This is a genomic window from Polaribacter sejongensis, assembly GCF_038024065.1.
In the GTDB taxonomy this organism is placed as follows: domain Bacteria; phylum Bacteroidota; class Bacteroidia; order Flavobacteriales; family Flavobacteriaceae; genus Polaribacter; species Polaribacter sejongensis.
The window spans coordinates 2489548-2506974 of record NZ_CP150667.1; the positions used below are offsets into that span (position 1 = coordinate 2489548).

Annotated in this window: 12 protein-coding genes; 2 read left to right on the plus strand and 10 right to left on the minus strand. The window is 32.0% G+C overall.

All coding sequences use genetic code 11. The features are described 5' to 3' along the window. The first annotated feature begins 25 nt into the window (after window positions 1-25). The gene (purE, locus tag WHD08_RS10380) at window positions 26-505 is read left to right on the plus strand and encodes a 5-(carboxyamino)imidazole ribonucleotide mutase (protein WP_165733879.1); all 480 of its coding nucleotides are present in this window, start codon (window positions 26-28) and stop codon (window positions 503-505) included. Between the two features lie 69 nt (window positions 506-574). Here the strand turns inward: purE and WHD08_RS10385 are convergent, their stop codons facing one another. Further along, window positions 575-3055 carry a LamG-like jellyroll fold domain-containing protein gene (locus WHD08_RS10385; protein WP_208890895.1) on the minus strand — a complete coding sequence of 827 codons (2481 nt, stop codon included), beginning with the start codon at window positions 3053-3055 and terminating at the stop codon, window positions 575-577. A 164-nt stretch (window positions 3056-3219) separates the two neighbouring features. Here WHD08_RS10385 and WHD08_RS10390 point away from each other — a divergent pair, with 164 nt between their 5' ends. Further along, window positions 3220-5235, plus strand: coding sequence for a M3 family metallopeptidase (locus WHD08_RS10390; RefSeq protein WP_208890894.1), 2016 nt, complete (start codon window positions 3220-3222; stop codon window positions 5233-5235). Window positions 5236-5331: 96 nt separating this feature from the next. On the opposite strand, the gene WHD08_RS10395 is transcribed toward WHD08_RS10390, so the two are convergent. From WHD08_RS10395 to WHD08_RS10435, 9 genes are all read right to left on the minus strand, one after another. Next, window positions 5332-6540, minus strand: a complete 1209-nt coding sequence (locus WHD08_RS10395; RefSeq protein WP_208890893.1) for an exo-beta-N-acetylmuramidase NamZ family protein — start codon at window positions 6538-6540, stop codon at window positions 5332-5334. Window positions 6541-6549: 9 nt separating this feature from the next. Beyond that, window positions 6550-8016, minus strand: a complete 1467-nt coding sequence (locus tag WHD08_RS10400) for a glycosyl hydrolase family 18 protein (RefSeq protein ID WP_208890892.1) — start codon at window positions 8014-8016, stop codon at window positions 6550-6552. 54 nt (window positions 8017-8070) lie between these two features. Then, window positions 8071-9762, minus strand: a complete 1692-nt coding sequence (locus WHD08_RS10405; protein WP_208890891.1) for a glycoside hydrolase family 3 protein — start codon at window positions 9760-9762, stop codon at window positions 8071-8073. A 9-nt stretch (window positions 9763-9771) separates the two neighbouring features. Then, the gene (locus WHD08_RS10410; protein WP_208890890.1) at window positions 9772-10878 is read right to left on the minus strand and encodes an acyltransferase family protein; all 1107 of its coding nucleotides are present in this window, start codon (window positions 10876-10878) and stop codon (window positions 9772-9774) included. A gap of 14 nt (window positions 10879-10892) precedes the next feature. Further along, complete coding sequence (murQ, locus tag WHD08_RS10415) at window positions 10893-11714, minus strand: N-acetylmuramic acid 6-phosphate etherase (RefSeq protein WP_165733886.1); 822 nt, start codon at window positions 11712-11714, stop codon at window positions 10893-10895. After that, window positions 11704-13161, minus strand: coding sequence for a sodium:solute symporter (locus WHD08_RS10420; protein ID WP_165733887.1), 1458 nt, complete (start codon window positions 13159-13161; stop codon window positions 11704-11706). The genes murQ and WHD08_RS10420 overlap by 11 nt, the downstream gene beginning before the upstream one ends. A gap of 51 nt (window positions 13162-13212) precedes the next feature. After that, window positions 13213-15222 carry a T9SS type A sorting domain-containing protein gene (locus WHD08_RS10425; protein WP_208890889.1) on the minus strand — a complete coding sequence of 670 codons (2010 nt, stop codon included), beginning with the start codon at window positions 15220-15222 and terminating at the stop codon, window positions 13213-13215. A gap of 8 nt (window positions 15223-15230) precedes the next feature. After that, complete coding sequence (locus tag WHD08_RS10430) at window positions 15231-15734, minus strand: hypothetical protein (RefSeq protein ID WP_208890888.1); 504 nt, start codon at window positions 15732-15734, stop codon at window positions 15231-15233. A 191-nt stretch (window positions 15735-15925) separates the two neighbouring features. Next, the gene (locus WHD08_RS10435) at window positions 15926-17422 is read right to left on the minus strand and encodes a SusD/RagB family nutrient-binding outer membrane lipoprotein (RefSeq protein ID WP_208890887.1); all 1497 of its coding nucleotides are present in this window, start codon (window positions 17420-17422) and stop codon (window positions 15926-15928) included. Between the last annotated feature and the right edge of the window lie 5 nt (window positions 17423-17427).

A 17427-nucleotide genomic window follows, 5' to 3' on the forward strand; every position in this document is an offset into this window, starting at 1 on the left:
AACTGATAATTGATAATTGAAAAATATGGTAGGAATAATAATGGGAAGCGATTCTGATCTTCCAATAATGCAAGAAGCAATAGACATTTTAGAGAGTTTTGATATTAAAATAGAAGTAGATATTGTGTCTGCTCACAGAACTCCAGAAAAATTAGTTGACTATTCTAAAAACGCACACAAAAGAGGTATAAAAGTAATTATTGCAGGTGCAGGTGGCGCAGCGCATTTACCAGGAATGGTAGCTTCTATGAGTCCGTTGCCAATAATTGGGGTTCCTGTAAAAAGCAGAAATTCTATTGATGGTTGGGATTCTGTTTTATCAATTTTACAAATGCCAGGTGGCGTACCAGTTGCAACCGTTGCTTTAGATGGTGCAAAAAATGCAGGTATTTTAGCAGCACAAATTATTGGTGCTTCAGACGAGCTTGTTTTAAATAAAATTATTGCTTACAAAGAAGAGTTGAAACTGAAAGTTGAACAAGCTTCTGCAAGAGTTAGAAAATAATTCTTTTTAAAATAAAAAAAACTCAGAATTTATAGAAATTCTGAGTTTTTTTTATGCCTCTAAAACAGACTAATTTGCAATTAATATTTTTTTATTCAAGGTGCTACTATCTTCCAATTTTACTTTTACAACATAAAACCCAGGTGACAAATTAGAAGTGTTTTTTTGCTGACTTCCTTTATAAGAAGCTACTTTTCTTCCCTGAACATTAAACAAAGAAACCTCGTCTATATCATCTTTACTATTATTGTATATTACTATTAATTCTTTTCCAGCATCGAGATACACAGAAAGTTCTTTGGCCTCAATCTCAATAGATTCGTTACTTAATGTTTTTAATTTGCCTTTAGAATAAACTACTTTAAATCTGGTATTATTTTCACCAACAGCATCAATAATAAAATCATATTCTGCTTGCTTTAAATCTACAGTCATTCCTTTTTCTGTATCTACCAAATAAATATTATAGCCTTCTTCTATTTGCTCTTCTTGAATACCTATAGAGTAATCTCCTATTTTATCTGCCACAAACCCTACTCTAATTATTTTAGTATCCTCTTTTAAAACAGGCAAACCTTGTATGGTTGCTTTGTGTACATCTTCTACAAATGAGTAAAAGCCCATAGATTTTTTCTCTACATCAAAAGGAGCATCATACAACCGATCAAAACTCTCTGTTGCTCCTTCTAAGAAACCTATTAATATTGTTTTTGTAATATCATTATGATTAAAAGTAAACCAAGAACGACCTTTCTTTTTTACATTACCATCATTATTAGTACTACTTTTAAGAAATTTTGTATTTAAACCAGCAACCTGATGTGTTGTTTTAAAGGTAATTTTTAAATTAGGGTTTGCACTTGTTGTTTTTATAAAAAAACCTTGCCCAGAACCTATATTACTTGTTGTGGTATTGTTTGCACCACCTGTCATATTATACTCTAAGTAATCTGCTTGTCTGTTTTCACCTATGTGAACTGAGTTCTGACTCCATAGATACATCGTTCCATCTATTTCATTATTATCTAAATCTGAAACTACTAAATCCCAATCTATCGCAGAAGAATATGGATTACCTATCAAATTATCTCCCTCTGTAGACCATACAATTCCGTCAAAATCTGACCCCGCTAAATTTGAGGTATTGTAAATATCTACTTCTATATCACCTTCATTAATTTTACCCGAGAAAGTTCTTAATTGTCCTCCCGCACTTTCATTACGAACAGCGTATCCAATACCTGTATTAAAATCTGAAGTACCTGCAGAAACCCAATCTGAATTTGAAGACGCCGCATCAAATTTATAAATAAGAGAAGCATCTGGAAAAACGGTTGCAATATTAGAGTCTGAAGAAATAACCGGGGAACTCCAATATGAGTAAAATTTATTGTCAGAATAAGTAGGCGTAACTCTTTTAATTTTAAACGTACCAGATCCTTGTATCGAAGAGTTACAAGCATGATATATTAACGAACCGCCATTTTCTACAGTTATAGTACCATTATTTATTAACGAATAATATACATTAAGAGTTCCTCCACTTTCAACAGTAATTTCCGCACCACTCTCTATTGTTAAATTACCAATATTAACAACACCAATAGAAGATGTTATACTTGGACTGTTAGTGCCATCATTAATAACTACGGTTTGGGTTTTTGTAACAACTGGAGATGTACCAGACCAATTAGCATCATTAGAAAAATCTGTTGAATTACCACCAACCCAAGTGTAAGTAGTTCCACTTCCATTCGCTGTTGCTGTTGCCCCAATAGAGGTACTTCCATTTCCTTTATATTTAATTTTATCTCCATCTTGATATGCCACTAAACTGGTTCCAGATGTTAAATATGTAGATTTATTAGCATTTATTTGAGTTTCACTTCTCGCTACATTCCATATTCTTAGCAAAGAAATGTTTCCATTATAATTATAACTAGAAGCTATTTGACCTGTAAAACCACTGTTATAAGTTTCTGAAGTCGAAGACCCAACAGAACTTGTGGTCCAATTTGTAATTAAACTTGAAGGAAATCTCATATTCCCACCATTTCTACCTATAGAAATATTTCCAGAATGCGAACTTATTTGAACCCCATCCTGAACATCTTTTTCAACTCCATTTAAAAACCATTTAAAAGTTAAATCGGGGCTTGCAGTATCCTCTAGAGTTAAAGCGATATGATTCCATTCATCAACCGCAATATCCCCTACCGATGATCTAAAAAAACGCCTATTTGCATTTGTACCAGCATTATCTCTAAAACCCCCAGCATATATTTGACCTCCTTCTATAAAAAATAAAATAGCATTAACCTGGGCCCCTTCCTCATATAATACTTGTCTTGTTGTTATATCTGAAGGTTTAAACCAAAATTCTATGGTTCTATTTCTTGTGTTCTGTAAGTTAATTGCATCTGTATTTCCTATGGTTATAAAGTCATCTATACCATTTGCATTAAAACCAGTAGAACAAGGTATTTGAGCAGATACTAAATTAACTATTAATAAAAATATAAGCAATAAGTTTCTATTTAAACTCTTCATAATTAAGGGATATTAAATATTCATCTAAAGGTAACTCTAAAGCAAACCTTAATTTGTAAAATCTCGATAAAGTTAATAGTTTCTTTGGTAAATGGAAGTTTTTCTACTGATATTAACTATAAAATTGATAGAATTTCTATCTTTGAACTATATATAAAGAACCTATGAATCCACTTTTAAAAGATTTTAATACGCCTCCTTTTTCGAAAATTTCTAATGACGATTACAAACCTGCAATTAAAAAAGGGATTGAAATTGCAAAAGCAGAAATTGATGAAATTATAAACAATTCTGAGACTCCAACTTTTAAAAACACAACAGTTGCTTTAGATTTTTCTGGTGAAAAACTGAATAAAATCACCAGTGTTTTTTTCAACCTGAATTCTGCAGAAACCAATGATGAGATTCAGAAAATAGCACAAGAAGTTTCTCCTTGGTTAAGTGAGTTTAGTAACGACATTACTTTAAATGAGGAATTATTTAAAAGAGTAAAATCTGTTTTTGATGCTAAAGAAAATTTAGATTTAACCACAGAACAAAACATGCTTTTAGAGAAGCAATATAAAAGTTTTGCTAGAAATGGCGCTAATTTAAAAGAAGACAATAAAATTAAACTGCGTGAAATTGATGCGCAACTTTCTAAATTATCTTTAAAATTTGGAGAAAATGTTTTGGCAGAAACACATGCTTTCGAAATGCATTTAACGGATGAAAAAGATGTAGCTGGTTTGCCAGAAAGCGAAAAAGAAGCAGCTAAAGAAGTAGCAAAATCTAGAGATAAAGAAGGGTATGTTTTCACTTTAGACTACCCAAGTTACATTCCTTTTTTAACGTATGTAGACAACAGAGAATTGCGTAAAGAAATGGCCATTGCTGCTGGTAAAAAAGCTTTTCAGGACAATGAATTTAATAACGAACAAGTTGTTTTAGATATTGTAAATCTTCGTCAGAAAAGAGCTAATTTATTGGGTTATAAAACACACGCTCATTTTGTTCTAGAAGAAAGAATGGCAGAAACGCCAGAAAAAGTAATCGAATTTTCTAACAACCTTTTAGAAAAAGCAAAACCTGCTGCTTTAAAAGAGTTTGAAAATTTAGAAAATTTCGCTAAAAAATTAGACGGAATAGACCAGCTTCAGAAATGGGATGGTTCTTACTATTCAGAAAAACTGAAGAAAGAATTATTCGATTTAGATCAAGAAGCTTTAAAACCTTATTTTAAATTAGAAAATGTAATTGATGGTGTTTTTGAAATTGCCAGCAGATTGTATGATTTAAAATTTGAAGAAATAAATAACATCGACAAATACCATGAAGATGTTAAAACGTATAATGTAACAGATGCAGACGGAAATTTTGTATCGCATTTTTATGCTGATTTTCACCCTAGAAAAGGAAAAAGAAATGGTGCGTGGATGACAAGTTACAAATCGCAACAAATTAAAAACGGAATTAACGAAAGACCACAAGTTTCTATTGTTTGTAACTTTACCAAACCAACCGTAACCAAACCGTCTTTATTAACGTTTAATGAGGTTACCACCTTATTTCATGAATTCGGACATGCGTTACACGGAATGTTAGCAAACACCACTTATAACAGCTTATCCGGAACGTCGGTTTCTTGGGATTTTGTGGAGTTGCCTAGTCAGGTTTTAGAAAACTGGTGTTTCGAAAAAGAAGCATTAGAATTGTTTGCAAAGCATTACGAAACCGGAGAAGTTATTCCGATGAAATATGTAGAAAAAATTAAAGAATCTGCTAGTTTTCATGAGGGAATGCAAACACTAAGACAATTAAGTTTCGGATTATTAGACATGCAATGGCATGGACAAGATCCATCAGAAATAAAATCTATTAAAGAGTTTGAAAATGCAGCTTTTGAAAACACAAAATTATATCCTGATGTGGCAGAAAACTGTATGAGTACTGCTTTTTCTCATATTTTTCAAGGAGGATATTCAGCTGGATATTACTCTTACAAATGGGCTGAAGTTTTAGATGCTGATGCTTTTGAATATTTCTTAGAAGAAGGGATTTTTAATAAAGAAGTAGCTACAAAATTTAAAGACAACGTACTTTCTAAAGGTGGAACAGAAAAACCTATGGAATTGTACAAACGTTTTAGAGGAAAAGAACCAAAACCAGATGCACTTTTAAGAAGAGCAGGGTTAATTTAATATTTAGTTTTCAGTCGCAGTATTCAGTAAATTATTTACTAAAAACTGCGACTGAATATTTTTACTTTCTATCTTTTTGTATTTAACAACAAGTTGTTAATATAACACATACATTTTACGAACTTCCTTAAAAAAAGTCAAGTCATTTTGCCAACTTAATTGTATTTCTTCAGACGATAAACCTGCTTCAATTTGCTGCTGTAATTCTTTTGTCCCTGCTAGCTTTAAAAAGAATTTATTAAAAAACTTTTCTTTATCAGCTGTTTGCGCATAAGATTCTATAAGCCATTCTAAATTTAAACTGCTTAATTTTTTATAAGTACGTAAATCTCTACCAAAACAAACTTCACCTTCGTGCTTTGGATGTTTTGCCCCAAAATTAGGTTTTGGTGTAAAACTGAAATCAAAAGAATCTTTTGCTAAAAAAGGCGAACCAAAAATTTGAAATTGCATTTCTGTACCTCTACCTGCACTTACATTTGTTCCTTCAAAAAAACATAAACTAGGATACAAATTAATAGATTGTGCATTTGGTAAGTTTGGTGATGGTAAAATTGGTAAATCGTACTCAGAATTATGTGTGTAATTTTTTAAAGGAATTACTGTTAAATCACATTGAATTCCGTTTTCTAACCATTTTTCACCATTAATCATTTTCCCATACTCGCCAATTGTCATTCCGTAAACCGTAGGAACTGGATGCATGCCTACAAAGCTTTTTGCTTCTTCTTTTAACATCGGTCCATCTATATAATGCCCGTTAGGATTAGGACGATCTAACACAATAAGCGGAATATTTAACTCCGCACAAACCTCCATAACATTATGCAAAGTAGAAATATACGTGTAGAAACGCACACCAACATCTTGTATATCGAACAGCATAACATCTAAACCCTTTAAATGCTCATGAGATGGTTTTCTGTTTGCGCCATATAAAGATATAATTGGTAAACCTGTAGTAGCATCAATACCATCCTCTACATGTTCGCCTGCATCTGCCTTCCCTCTAAAACCATGTTCTGGAGCAAAAACTTTTGTGACATCCACATCTAAAGAAACTAAAGAATCTACCAAATGTACATGCGTATCACCTTTAAAAATAACACTTGTTTGGTTGGCAACAACACCCACTTTTTTACCTTTTAATAAATCTAAGTATTCTGCTGTTTGGTTAGCAGCAACAATAATTTTAACATCTTCTTTTACCTCAGTTAAATTCGCAATTTCTGTTTCCTTTTCTTTATTTGGCTTAGCACTGCAGGAAACTAAAACAAGAGATATTAGTATTATTAAATTTTTCATGATTGTAAATTATAAAGATGATTTTAAAATTTTTAATGTTGCTTGTTTTCCAGATTCATCAACAACTTTTAAGAAGTACACTCCATTTGAAAAATTAGAGATATCAATAGCTGTTTTTTGCAAATCGACTTCTTTAACTAATTCGCCTAAAATATTATAAACTCCAATTTTAGCGAATTTTATATTTTTTTCATTTGAAATATGAATACTATTATTAGTAGGGTTAGGGTATACAGATATGATGTCATTCAAATAGGAATGTACATTAGCGGTTGAGCCAAACTTAGTATTGATTAACTCCCAAAGCTCTGGTCTTGTTCCATCATAATTTAAAGCCCAAATACCAACACCTCCTAAATTATTTTCTATTGCCAAATCGTATTTTTTTGAAATACTTAATTCATTATCTGCCCATATTTGATTCCAATTTACACCATCATTCCAAGTATACCAAGGAACCTCAAAATCACTGTTCCAAATCCAACCTCCATAAGCACTTGCATCTACAGAAGTATCTTTATATCTGGTTGATTTTACATGAGAAACTGTAGCTGATTCAGAAGTACTTGTTGCAGTTTTCCAATGTTGACCATAATACGGAATTGCCATCACCAACTTTTCTGGATTGTCTGTAACAGGCACTTTATAAGTTCCTGTTTCTATAGTTCTTTGAACAAATCTTTTCCAAGAAGTATGATGTGTTAAAGGCGCAACTGGACCTGCATTGGCAGAAGATCCAGAAGTGTAATCGTATGCCATTATAATTAAATAATCTACACTATCTACTAAATCATCCATAATCCAACCTCCCCAATTTACTGCCGGACCATCAAAAGAAACTTCTTTTCCTGGTAATTCTTGATGAATATAAGCAGTTAAAGCAGCCATAAACGTGTTTAACTCAGCACCTCTATGCGCACTTGATATTCCTTCAAAATCGATATTAACTCCATCTAAATTATACGTTTCAATTAAATTTTTAACATTGGCGAAAAAAATATTTTTCTTAGCTGTATTTGTAAACAACTCCCAAGCCACTGCATCTGCACCGTCTGCTCCACCAAAATTTACAACAGTCATTATCACCTTTGTACCTGCTGCATGTGCTGCATTAATCTCTGTAGTCCAAGGCCAACCTGGAGGTGTAGAAATAGCAGCATCTAATTGTACTCTAAAATCAAAACAAGCCAAATGCGTTAATAAATTATACTGAATATTATTGTGAGCGCCACTACTCTGCTCCCAATAAGGTAAAAAACCAAAAACTTTTTTAGACAATGCTTTAACAATTTTGCTTTGCAATGGAATAATTTCTGAAACAATTTTACCTGAACTTTTTTGATGTTTGGCTGAACCACCAAACTCTTCTGCTTGTAATTCATGAATTCCTTTCTTAATAATTTCTTGTGATAAAAGGCTATTACAAGAGAAAAAGACAAACAAGGAAAATACTGTGAAATGTAATAATTGTTTCATAATTCTTGGTTTTAAGTTTTAGTTTTTTACAATACGAATCTGTTTAAGTTATTTTTATTCTAAAATTTCAATTCCAGTACCTGCTATAAAATTTTCATTTAGCGATGCTGATAATTTTCCTTTTGTATCCTTATTCCCGATAATAATTTCTGCGGATACCTTTTGAGCTATATCTGTATTTTCATAAGAAATAACAGCTGCTTCTATATTTTCGAAGTCTAAATTTTCTAGACTGTATTGACTTGCAAATACATCTAAAACAACCTTGTTACTTTTTGCTATTTCTTCTATTTTTAATTTATCTTCATCAGATATTTTTTTAGTCAATCGGCTATTCAATCGATGGTAACCAAGAATTACTTTATCATACGTTTTAAGCTTTATTAGCAATTCAGGTAGTTTTAAATCAGAAAAACCATCTACTTCAAAATGTGATTTTAAAGCGTTTAAAAAAGCAGCAGAATCTCCATCACCCAAACCTACAAATGCTATTTTTTCATTAGCATCCTTTTTAAGAGGAAGTATATTGTCATTCTTTAAAGCAGTAATAGCATCTATAAAAACAGCTTCATTTAAAACATCATTTGTTTCATCATTTAAATCGCTGATAAGATTTTCTATTTCAATTGGTTTAAAATTATTTAAATCAACATCAAACTTAGATGCTAAAATCTTCTTTACAGAATGTGCCAATCTTTCTTCAGTTACCTCCTTATTATCATACGCTTCTACAATTTTAGAAATTCCTTTAGAAACATCTTCTCCCATTAATAAAACATCATTCCCTGCTTTAAATGCCGCTAAATCTACATCACCAGGTTCTTTAAAAGTAGACACGCCTTTCATCTCTAATGCATCTGTAAATATTAACCCTTTAAATTGTAGTCTTCCCTTTAAAATATTGGTTACAATTTCGTGAGACAAAGAAGAAGGCAAACCGTCGTTTTTTTCTAAACTTGGTACATTTAAGTGACCAACCATAACACCAGCCATATTGTTTTTAAATAATTTTTTATACGGATACATTTCTACCGAATCTATTCGTTCTTTAGAAAGCGTAACAGTTGGTAGCGTTTTATGAGAATCTTTATCGGTATCTCCATGTCCTGGAAAATGTTTTGCACACGCCAATACATTCTGACTCTGCATACCTTCTGTATAAGCCAATGCTTTCTCTGTTACATTATACTTATCTTCAGAAAAAGAACGCACACCAATTATTGGGTTTTTAGAATTTGTATTGATATCTACCACAGGAGCAAAATTTATATGAACGCCTAAACGACTACAATGTTCGCCTATTTTCTCACCAACTTTCATTACCAAATCATTGTCTTGTACAGCACCCAACGTCATGTTATACGGAAACCTTGCTGTGCTATCTAAACGCATATTTAAACCCCATTCTGCATCCATTGCAATTAACAAAGGCACTTTAGAAGTAGCTTGATATAAATTTGTTTGCTTTGCCTGCCTTACTGGTCCTCCCTGAAAAAACACCAACCCTCCAATACCGTGTTCTTTAATTATTTTATTTAGATCATCTGTATGCTGTTGGTCTTTGTTAGAATAAGCTGCAATCATAAATAATTGCCCAACTCTTTCTTTTAAAGTCATTGTATTATAAATGCTATCTACCCATTTTGTTCGTTCTGTATTTTCTGATGATTTGTTTACCGTTTGTTTTTTATCGCAACTTAAAACAACGAATAATAAGACTAAGAGTGTAGGAATTAATTTTTTCATTTTTAGTAATTAAATTTTTATAAATATTTTATTTCTGTGTAATAGGTACACTAAACACCAGAAAAAGACAATATGAGCAACTGCAAAAAGAAGTGATCCATTCATATTTCCGGCAATTGGAAAAAAAACATCTTGATACAAATATTGTTTTACTGATACTATTTCACCTTGTAAATTGGTGATTTTTATTAAATAAATAATCGTTTTTGCATACAAACCAGAAAACACAAAAATGAATAAAGGATTTGTACCAAAATGGATAAATGGTTTAGACCACGTTGTATATTTTTTTTCGTCGATAATCCATATTAAAAATGCCAAAAATAGCATTGCCCATCCTGCGGAAAAGCAAACGAAAGTACTTGACCAAAGCGATTTATTAATAGGAAATACAAAACCCCAAATGTAACCGAGCACAACAAGCCCAATTCCGAAGTTTAAAAGAGTTTTTATTTTAGTACTATTATCAGATCGTTTGCTTAAAAAATCACCAGTTAGACTTCCAATAAGTACTGTTGCAATTGATGGTAACGTAGATAGTAATCCTTCCGGATCAAATGAGAAACCAAGTCCTTTCCAGATATGCTCTGGTCCAAATAAATACAAATCTATTTTACCTACTAAATTGGTTTGTGGACCATAAGGATTTTCAGGCATGAAGAAATATAAAATAGCCCAATAGCCAACTAAAATTAATATGGTTATATAGATTAGATTTCTTTTATTGAAGAACAAACAAAGAGTAGCACCAATACCATAGGCAATTGCTATTCTTTGTAATACCCCAAAATACCGAACCGTTTCAAAATTAAATTTTGGGAATAAATTTAAAAACAATCCGATTACAAAAATTATTAAAGTTCTTTTAACAATCTTTTTGAGTGCCCTTTTATACTCATTTTCTCTAAAGTTTTTAAAAGCATAATGTATGGACACCCCCACAATAAATAAAAAGAAAGGAAAAACAGCATCCGTTGGTGTAAAACCATGCCATTTTGCATGTAACAATGGCCAATAAACATAAGACCAACTCCCTGGTGTATTCACCAAAATCATGGAAGCAATTGTAATACCTCTCAGAACATCTAATGCTATTAATCTTTCTTTTAATGCCATTTTTATAGAAAATATTATTTTACCGCTTCTTTATAAGCTTCTATAGATTTCCGAACACTTTTATGTTGTTTCAACAACTCACTTGCTAATTCTGTATCAATATTTAGTTCATCCATCACCATTTTTACACCTCTAGAAACTAGCTTTTTATTAGAAAGCTGCATGTCTACCATTTTGTTTCCTTTTACTCTACCTAGTTTTATCATAACCGTAGTAGAAATCATGTTTAAAGCCAATTTCTGAGCAGTTCCTGCTTTCATTCTTGTACTTCCTGTTACAAATTCTGGTCCTACTACTAATTCTATAGGGAAATCTGCTTCTAATGCAACAGGAGAACCTTCATTACACGTAATACAACCCGTAACTATGTTCTGCTCTTTTGCTTTTTGCATACCTCCTATTACGTAAGGTGTAGTACCAGAAGCTGCAATTCCTATTAAAACATCTTTATCTGAAATGTCATGTTCTTTTAAAGTTTCCCAAGCTAATTCTGTATCGTCTTCGGCATTTTCTACTGCTTTTCTAAGTGCAATATCTCCACCAGCAATAATTCCGATTACCCAATTATCAGAAACGCCATAGGTTGGCGGACATTCAGAAGCATCTAACACTCCCAACCTTCCGCTTGTTCCTGCTCCAATATAAAACAGACGTCCTCCATTACTCATTTTTTCATGAATTACATCTACAAGTTTATGTATGGATGGAATTGCCTTTTCAATTGCTAAAGGAACCAATTTATCCTCCGTATTCATATTTGTGAGTAACTCTGTGGTACTCATCTGCTCTAAGTTATTGTAATCTGATGCTTGTTCTGTAGTTAATTTATTCGTCATTTTTGTTTCGTATAAGGATTAAACATAGTATAGTAAGGCATGCATTTAATAAAATGTTCATAAAACCTAAATCAAATGAAAACTTAACTTTAACTATGTAATTTATGTAATAAGTAAGTAATGGCATTAAAACACAGACATAAGGTACCGCTGTATCTTTTATTTTTATTTTAGTAAAAATACCCAACAGGTAAAGCCCTAATAAAGGACCATACGTATAGCCTGCCACTTTAAAAATTGTTGTAATTACGTCTCCTTTACTTCCTGAAAACAACATTATAATAATGAAGATTACAATAGAGAAAGCTAGTAAAACATAATTTTTAAGACGTTTTTTTTCTTTTGAATTTTTATGAGTAATATCTAAAAAGTCATGTGTAAAAGATGTAGTTAACGCCGTTAATGACGAATCTACACTAGAAAATGAAGCAGCCGTAATTCCTAAAATAAAACTGATTGCTGCTACTGTACCAAAACTCCCCAAAGAAAGCATTGGAAATAAGTTATCTGTATGAATAAATTGACCGTTTTCTGTTTCTAATTGAATTCCGAATTTTTCTGCATATAAATATAACATCACTCCTAAACCTAAAAATAAAAATTGTGCTAAGGCCAAGAATAAACTAAAGGTAAGAATGTTACGCTGCGCTTCCTTTTTACTTTTACAGGTTAATGTTTTTTGCATCATGTTTTGATCTAAACCAACCATGGCAACTGCAATTAAAATTCCTGAAATAAACTGTTTAAAGAAATTGCTACCAGAATTAAAATCCCAATTAAAAACCTTAAAATATTTATGATTTGTCACAGATGTAATGGTTTCCGAAAAACTTAAATTTAAAGAATCTTTAATGATATATATAGATACAACTGCTGCCAATAATAGAAAAAATGTTTGCAACGTATCTGTCCAAACAATTGTTTTAATACCAGATTTGTTTGTGTACATCCATATTAAAATCAATATGATAATTACCGTTAAGAAAAACGGAATATTCAACGCATCAAAAACAGCATATTGTAAAATTTTTGCGGCTAACAATAATCTTAAAGCAGCTCCAAACGATTGAGATATCAGAAAAAATAAGGAACCTGTTTTATAGGTTTTAGGACCAAATCTTGTTTCTAAATAACTATAAATAGAAACGAGTTGTAAATTGTAATAAATAGGAATTAACACATAGGTGATAAAAATATATCCTACTACATTACCAAAAACAAATTGTAAATAATAGAAATAATTATTACTTACCATTCCTGGAATAGAAACAAATGTAACACCAGACATTACGGCTCCAATCATTCCAAAAGCAACTACTTGCCATGGAGATTTTCTATCTCCGGTGTAAAAAGAATCATCACTTGTATTTTTTGAAGCAAAGTGAGATATTAACATTAATACTCCAAAATAAGAGATAATGATTAATAAAATTATGGTTGAATTCATGTACTTTATTGTTTAACGTTTTAAAATCTAAATCAGTCGATTAAAATATTTTTACTTTTTAATAATTCTAAAAACGGCTGTTTTATCTTCATTACTCACCACTTTTAATAAATAGATTCCTTTGGATAATTCAGAAATATTAATTTTATTCAAATCAGTTGTACTTTCTTTTAGTAAACGCCCATTTAAATTATAGATATAAAGCTTATTAATAACCAAGTTGATGTTTGCCTTTATATTTATGATGTCTGATGTAGGGTTTGGAAAAACACTTAATTGATTTTTAAATTGATAATCTACATTCGCCAAAGCAGCATCTACCGTAATCTGAATACAATTGGTATTATTAACCTCATCACTTTCGGTTAATTTACCTTCATTATCAGCAGAAAATAGGATAAAATAAGTTCCAGCAGCTGTAATACTAGGAATGGTAAGAGTTTCACTCTCGTTTTGAGAAGTACTATCACTACCAAGATTAGAACTACTCTCTCCAAGTAAAATATCATTTTCACTCAAATCACAATCCGTAGATAAATAATAACCAAGATTAAAACTAGGTAAATTAGCAGCTAATTGAGATCCTGAATAACTTTGCGTAGCAGTAACATTAATATTATTTCCTGCATTTACAACCAATGGACTCACAACTGTATTTATCACCTTTATATCTTCAGGTTCTACAGAACTATTTATTGTAATTTGTATGCAACTTGCATTATTAGTCTCATCTCTTTCTGTTAATTTATCTTCATTATCCGCGGAAAATAGAATAAAATAAGTTCCAGCAGTTGTATTGTTTGGTATGGTAAGAGTTTCACTCTCATTTTGAGTTGTATTATCACTACCTAAATTAGCACTACTCTCTCCAAGTAAAATATCATCTGAACTCAAATTACAATCAGTAGACAAATAATAACCTAAATGAATATTAGGTAAGTCTACAGCTAATTGAGACCCTGAATAACTTTGTGTCGCTGAAACCTCAATATTTTCACCTGCGTTTACTGTTGTTAAATTTACAAGTCCATTAGAAATTATAATATCTTCAGTAATTACTGCTTCTGAATATGTTGCTACAATATCATACGCACCTCCACTACCATCATCTGCATCTACAACTAAATAATACGTTTGTCCTGCAATACCATTTTCAAAAGTTGCTGAAGACGAACTTACAGCTCCTAAACAATCTGAAGGATCGCAGCTTCCTAAAATATAAACATCTAAATCTCCTGAAAAATTAGATAAACTTACTGTTATTGTTCCGTCTGCTGTAGGAGTTATTTTATGAACTCTCTCCGGACCTGTTTCTGTCCAAGAGTTGCACCCGAAAGTAGAAACTTTTGAACCTGCCGTAGAGCTACTTCCAGAATAGGTAACACCATTACTTAGTTCTATTGCACTTGAGCAATCTAAACCTGGCGCTGGAGTGGTATCTGTATAACATGAAAACGCACTTATAGAAGTTCTAATACTTGGTAACAAATCATAAAGATCTGTACCAGGACAAGCAGTTGCTCCACCATCTTTATGACCTGAAACATTGTTTAAGCTAAGTCCCGATGACGCATGATAACTAGCACCTGTTACATCTATATTTTTATCTGTTGCCTCCCAAGATATTATATTCTTTAAAGAAGTTAAGGCTTTTGCAGAAGGAGATTCTAAAGTAAAATCACCAATCATACAAACACCCATTGTACCCGCATTATGTCCGCTAAAATGTGCTCCTGCAACACCATTTCCTCTTCCTTCATAAATAACACCATTTCTATCAATTAACCAATTGTATCCAAGATCAGACCATCCGTTGGTGTTTACATGTAAATCCCAATAATACCTGATTTTTTCCGCGTAATTAGTATTCGCTGGAAAAACAATTCCATCTCCTGTATGATGTACTATAATATGAGTAGGTGTTGTGTAACTTGGACTTGTTTGAGCAGGACGCGTACCATTTGTATCCCAACAAGCTCTTCCACAAAAGTCGGGTTGCGTACAATCTGCAAAACAAAAATACGATGACATCAAAACCAATAAGAATACTATTTTTTTCATAAAGAGGATTATTTTTCAAATGTGTATATTCTAAATATCACTTCACTTTTTGTTATTTTACTTGATTTAAATTGGACTTTTTGTACCGAATTTTTTAAATTTTGTGGCGAAAAGACTTTGCGATTTGGATTTTCGACATGCTCATTTTCCTTCAATTCTACCCAATCAGACCAAGCGTCATTTTCTAGCGTTTTATAAAAAACGGTGTAATCATCATTATATTTAGAATACGCTGAAAGCATAGCTCCTGATGTTGTTGATAAATCAACCTCTACAGGTTTTCCTATTATATTCTTTTGATCATCTTCCTTTGAAAAAGTTTGATCAATAACAAAAACATTATCTTCTTTGACAATGGAAACTTCATTGTTGTTTGGTGTAGTTGGTGTAGTAACCTTCGGCTTAACCTCCACGTTACTCTCCTCCACTTTTTTCTTAGAATTATCTTTACAATTACTTACTAAAAGTAAAAGGATAATAAAGTAAGGTATTATTGATTTATGATTTTTCATATGTATACAGTCTTAATTCTTACCCTCTTAAATAGTTATATATTAAAAATTAGTCCTCCTATATTTGACTTCAAATTACATTCTTTAAAATAAGGAGTGAGAATCGACTTTCATACCATCTCACCCCTTACTAGTTCAAAAAAATAAAAAAAACAAACATTAAATTAATTATTGGGGGACTCGCTTTATAATTAATTTTTATCCCACCACATTCTTGTGGTTAAAAGATCTCCTCCCTGTACAGCTATTGCAGCTTCAACATTGGTAGAATTATTTAATTTTTCGGATGCTGGATAAGGAAGTCTTCTAGGGATTTCTCCATTGGTAAGAGTTGCCGCAACATTTGCAGGTACTAAAGCTGGATATCCTGATCTTTTCCAGTTAGAAAAAGTCTCTAAACCATTACCAAAAGTTGCTACCCAATATTGCTCATTTATCATTTTTAAAGCTTGCGCTGGCACAAACGGATTAGCACTTAAATAATCATTTATTTGAGTAGTTGTAATATCTGCAGCACTTCCATACATAGATAAATATTGCATTGCCGCTGTTACACCTGCATTATAATGCGTTTCTACATTTGATGCTCCTCCGGCTAAACCCCAACGTTCTGCAGATTCTGCTAACATAAACTCTACTTCTGCATAGGTTTGAAAGAAAAAAGGCGCATCATAAATGACAGTACCAGAACCTCCAAAAATGTTAATATTTGGCTTAGAATTTGCTTCACCCCTTGTTTCATCGTTGATATCTTGTCCAAATTGTAGTGCAAAATCAGTATTTCCATCCACTGTAGATGCTAAAACAGAAACTCTTGGATCGTTTCTTGTTTTCATAAAATCCATGAAAGTTTTAGAAATCTTAACCTGTGTAGATGCTCTAGAAGTAAAACCTTTTGTTAACGGGTTTACGTTTGGTCCTCCATCATTTGCCGAGTTTTCGTATTGAATATATGCAATATCTTCATTGCTTGTCATTACACCTCCATCAATTGCTTTGGTTGCCCAAGATTTAGCAGCAGCTTCATCTACTTTTACCATTCGCAGTGCTAAACGTAACATTAATGAATTTGCAAACTTATTCCATTTTGCAACATCACCAGAAAACATTAAATCTGCAGAACCAAAAGAACTTGTTCCGCCAGCACTTAAAGTTGCGGTTGCACTCTCTAAAGACAATAACATGTCTGCATAAATAGCACTTTGCTGATCATATTTAGGAAAACGAATTCCTTCTAAAAAACCTTTACCAGCTTCACTGTAAGGAATATCTCCATACACATCTGTAATTCTACTAAAAATTAATACTTTTTGCACTTTAGTAATTGCCAAATCCATCGTTGCTGTTGGCTCTGTACTTACCTCTAATTGTGCTTCTAAATCTACAATATTCTTTACCGTAGTTTTAAATTGCTCTTCAAATAACCAATGTGTATTTCCTTCTTTATATAAAAATGATGCATACGACGTATTATTTAAATGTTGTACGTTTTGCATTAAGTGAATTATATTCCAAAATAAATAGGCTACATAACTACTACCACCTGTATATAACTGAACATAGGTGAATTTTGTAGAAGGATCTAATTGTACTGGCTTTGTTGGATTTACATTAAGTTCTTCGAAACCATCGTCACAAGCACTTAAAGTAAACATTATAATTATGAATGAAATAAATATTTTTTTCATGATCT

What these genes read in the sequence shown, in the direction of transcription:
- WHD08_RS10395 (WP_208890893.1), bottom strand. Translation starts at nt 6,540, where the DNA reads ATGAAAAATTTAATAATACTAATATCTCTTGTTTTAGTTTCCTGCAGT.
- WHD08_RS10410 (WP_208890890.1), bottom strand. Translation starts at nt 10,878, where the DNA reads ATGGCATTAAAAGAAAGATTAATAGCATTAGATGTTCTGAGAGGTATT.
- WHD08_RS10420 (WP_165733887.1), bottom strand. Translation starts at nt 13,161, where the DNA reads ATGAATTCAACCATAATTTTATTAATCATTATCTCTTATTTTGGAGTA.
- WHD08_RS10400 (WP_208890892.1), bottom strand. Translation starts at nt 8,016, where the DNA reads ATGAAACAATTATTACATTTCACAGTATTTTCCTTGTTTGTCTTTTTC.
- WHD08_RS10425 (WP_208890889.1), bottom strand. Translation starts at nt 15,222, where the DNA reads ATGAAAAAAATAGTATTCTTATTGGTTTTGATGTCATCGTATTTTTGT.
- murQ (WP_165733886.1), bottom strand. Translation starts at nt 11,714, where the DNA reads ATGACGAATAAATTAACTACAGAACAAGCATCAGATTACAATAACTTA.
- purE (WP_165733879.1), top strand. Translation starts at nt 26, where the DNA reads ATGGTAGGAATAATAATGGGAAGCGATTCTGATCTTCCAATAATGCAA.
- WHD08_RS10435 (WP_208890887.1), bottom strand. Translation starts at nt 17,422, where the DNA reads ATGAAAAAAATATTTATTTCATTCATAATTATAATGTTTACTTTAAGT.
- WHD08_RS10390 (WP_208890894.1), top strand. Translation starts at nt 3,220, where the DNA reads ATGAATCCACTTTTAAAAGATTTTAATACGCCTCCTTTTTCGAAAATT.
- WHD08_RS10405 (WP_208890891.1), bottom strand. Translation starts at nt 9,762, where the DNA reads ATGAAAAAATTAATTCCTACACTCTTAGTCTTATTATTCGTTGTTTTA.
- WHD08_RS10385 (WP_208890895.1), bottom strand. Translation starts at nt 3,055, where the DNA reads ATGAAGAGTTTAAATAGAAACTTATTGCTTATATTTTTATTAATAGTT.
- WHD08_RS10430 (WP_208890888.1), bottom strand. Translation starts at nt 15,734, where the DNA reads ATGAAAAATCATAAATCAATAATACCTTACTTTATTATCCTTTTACTT.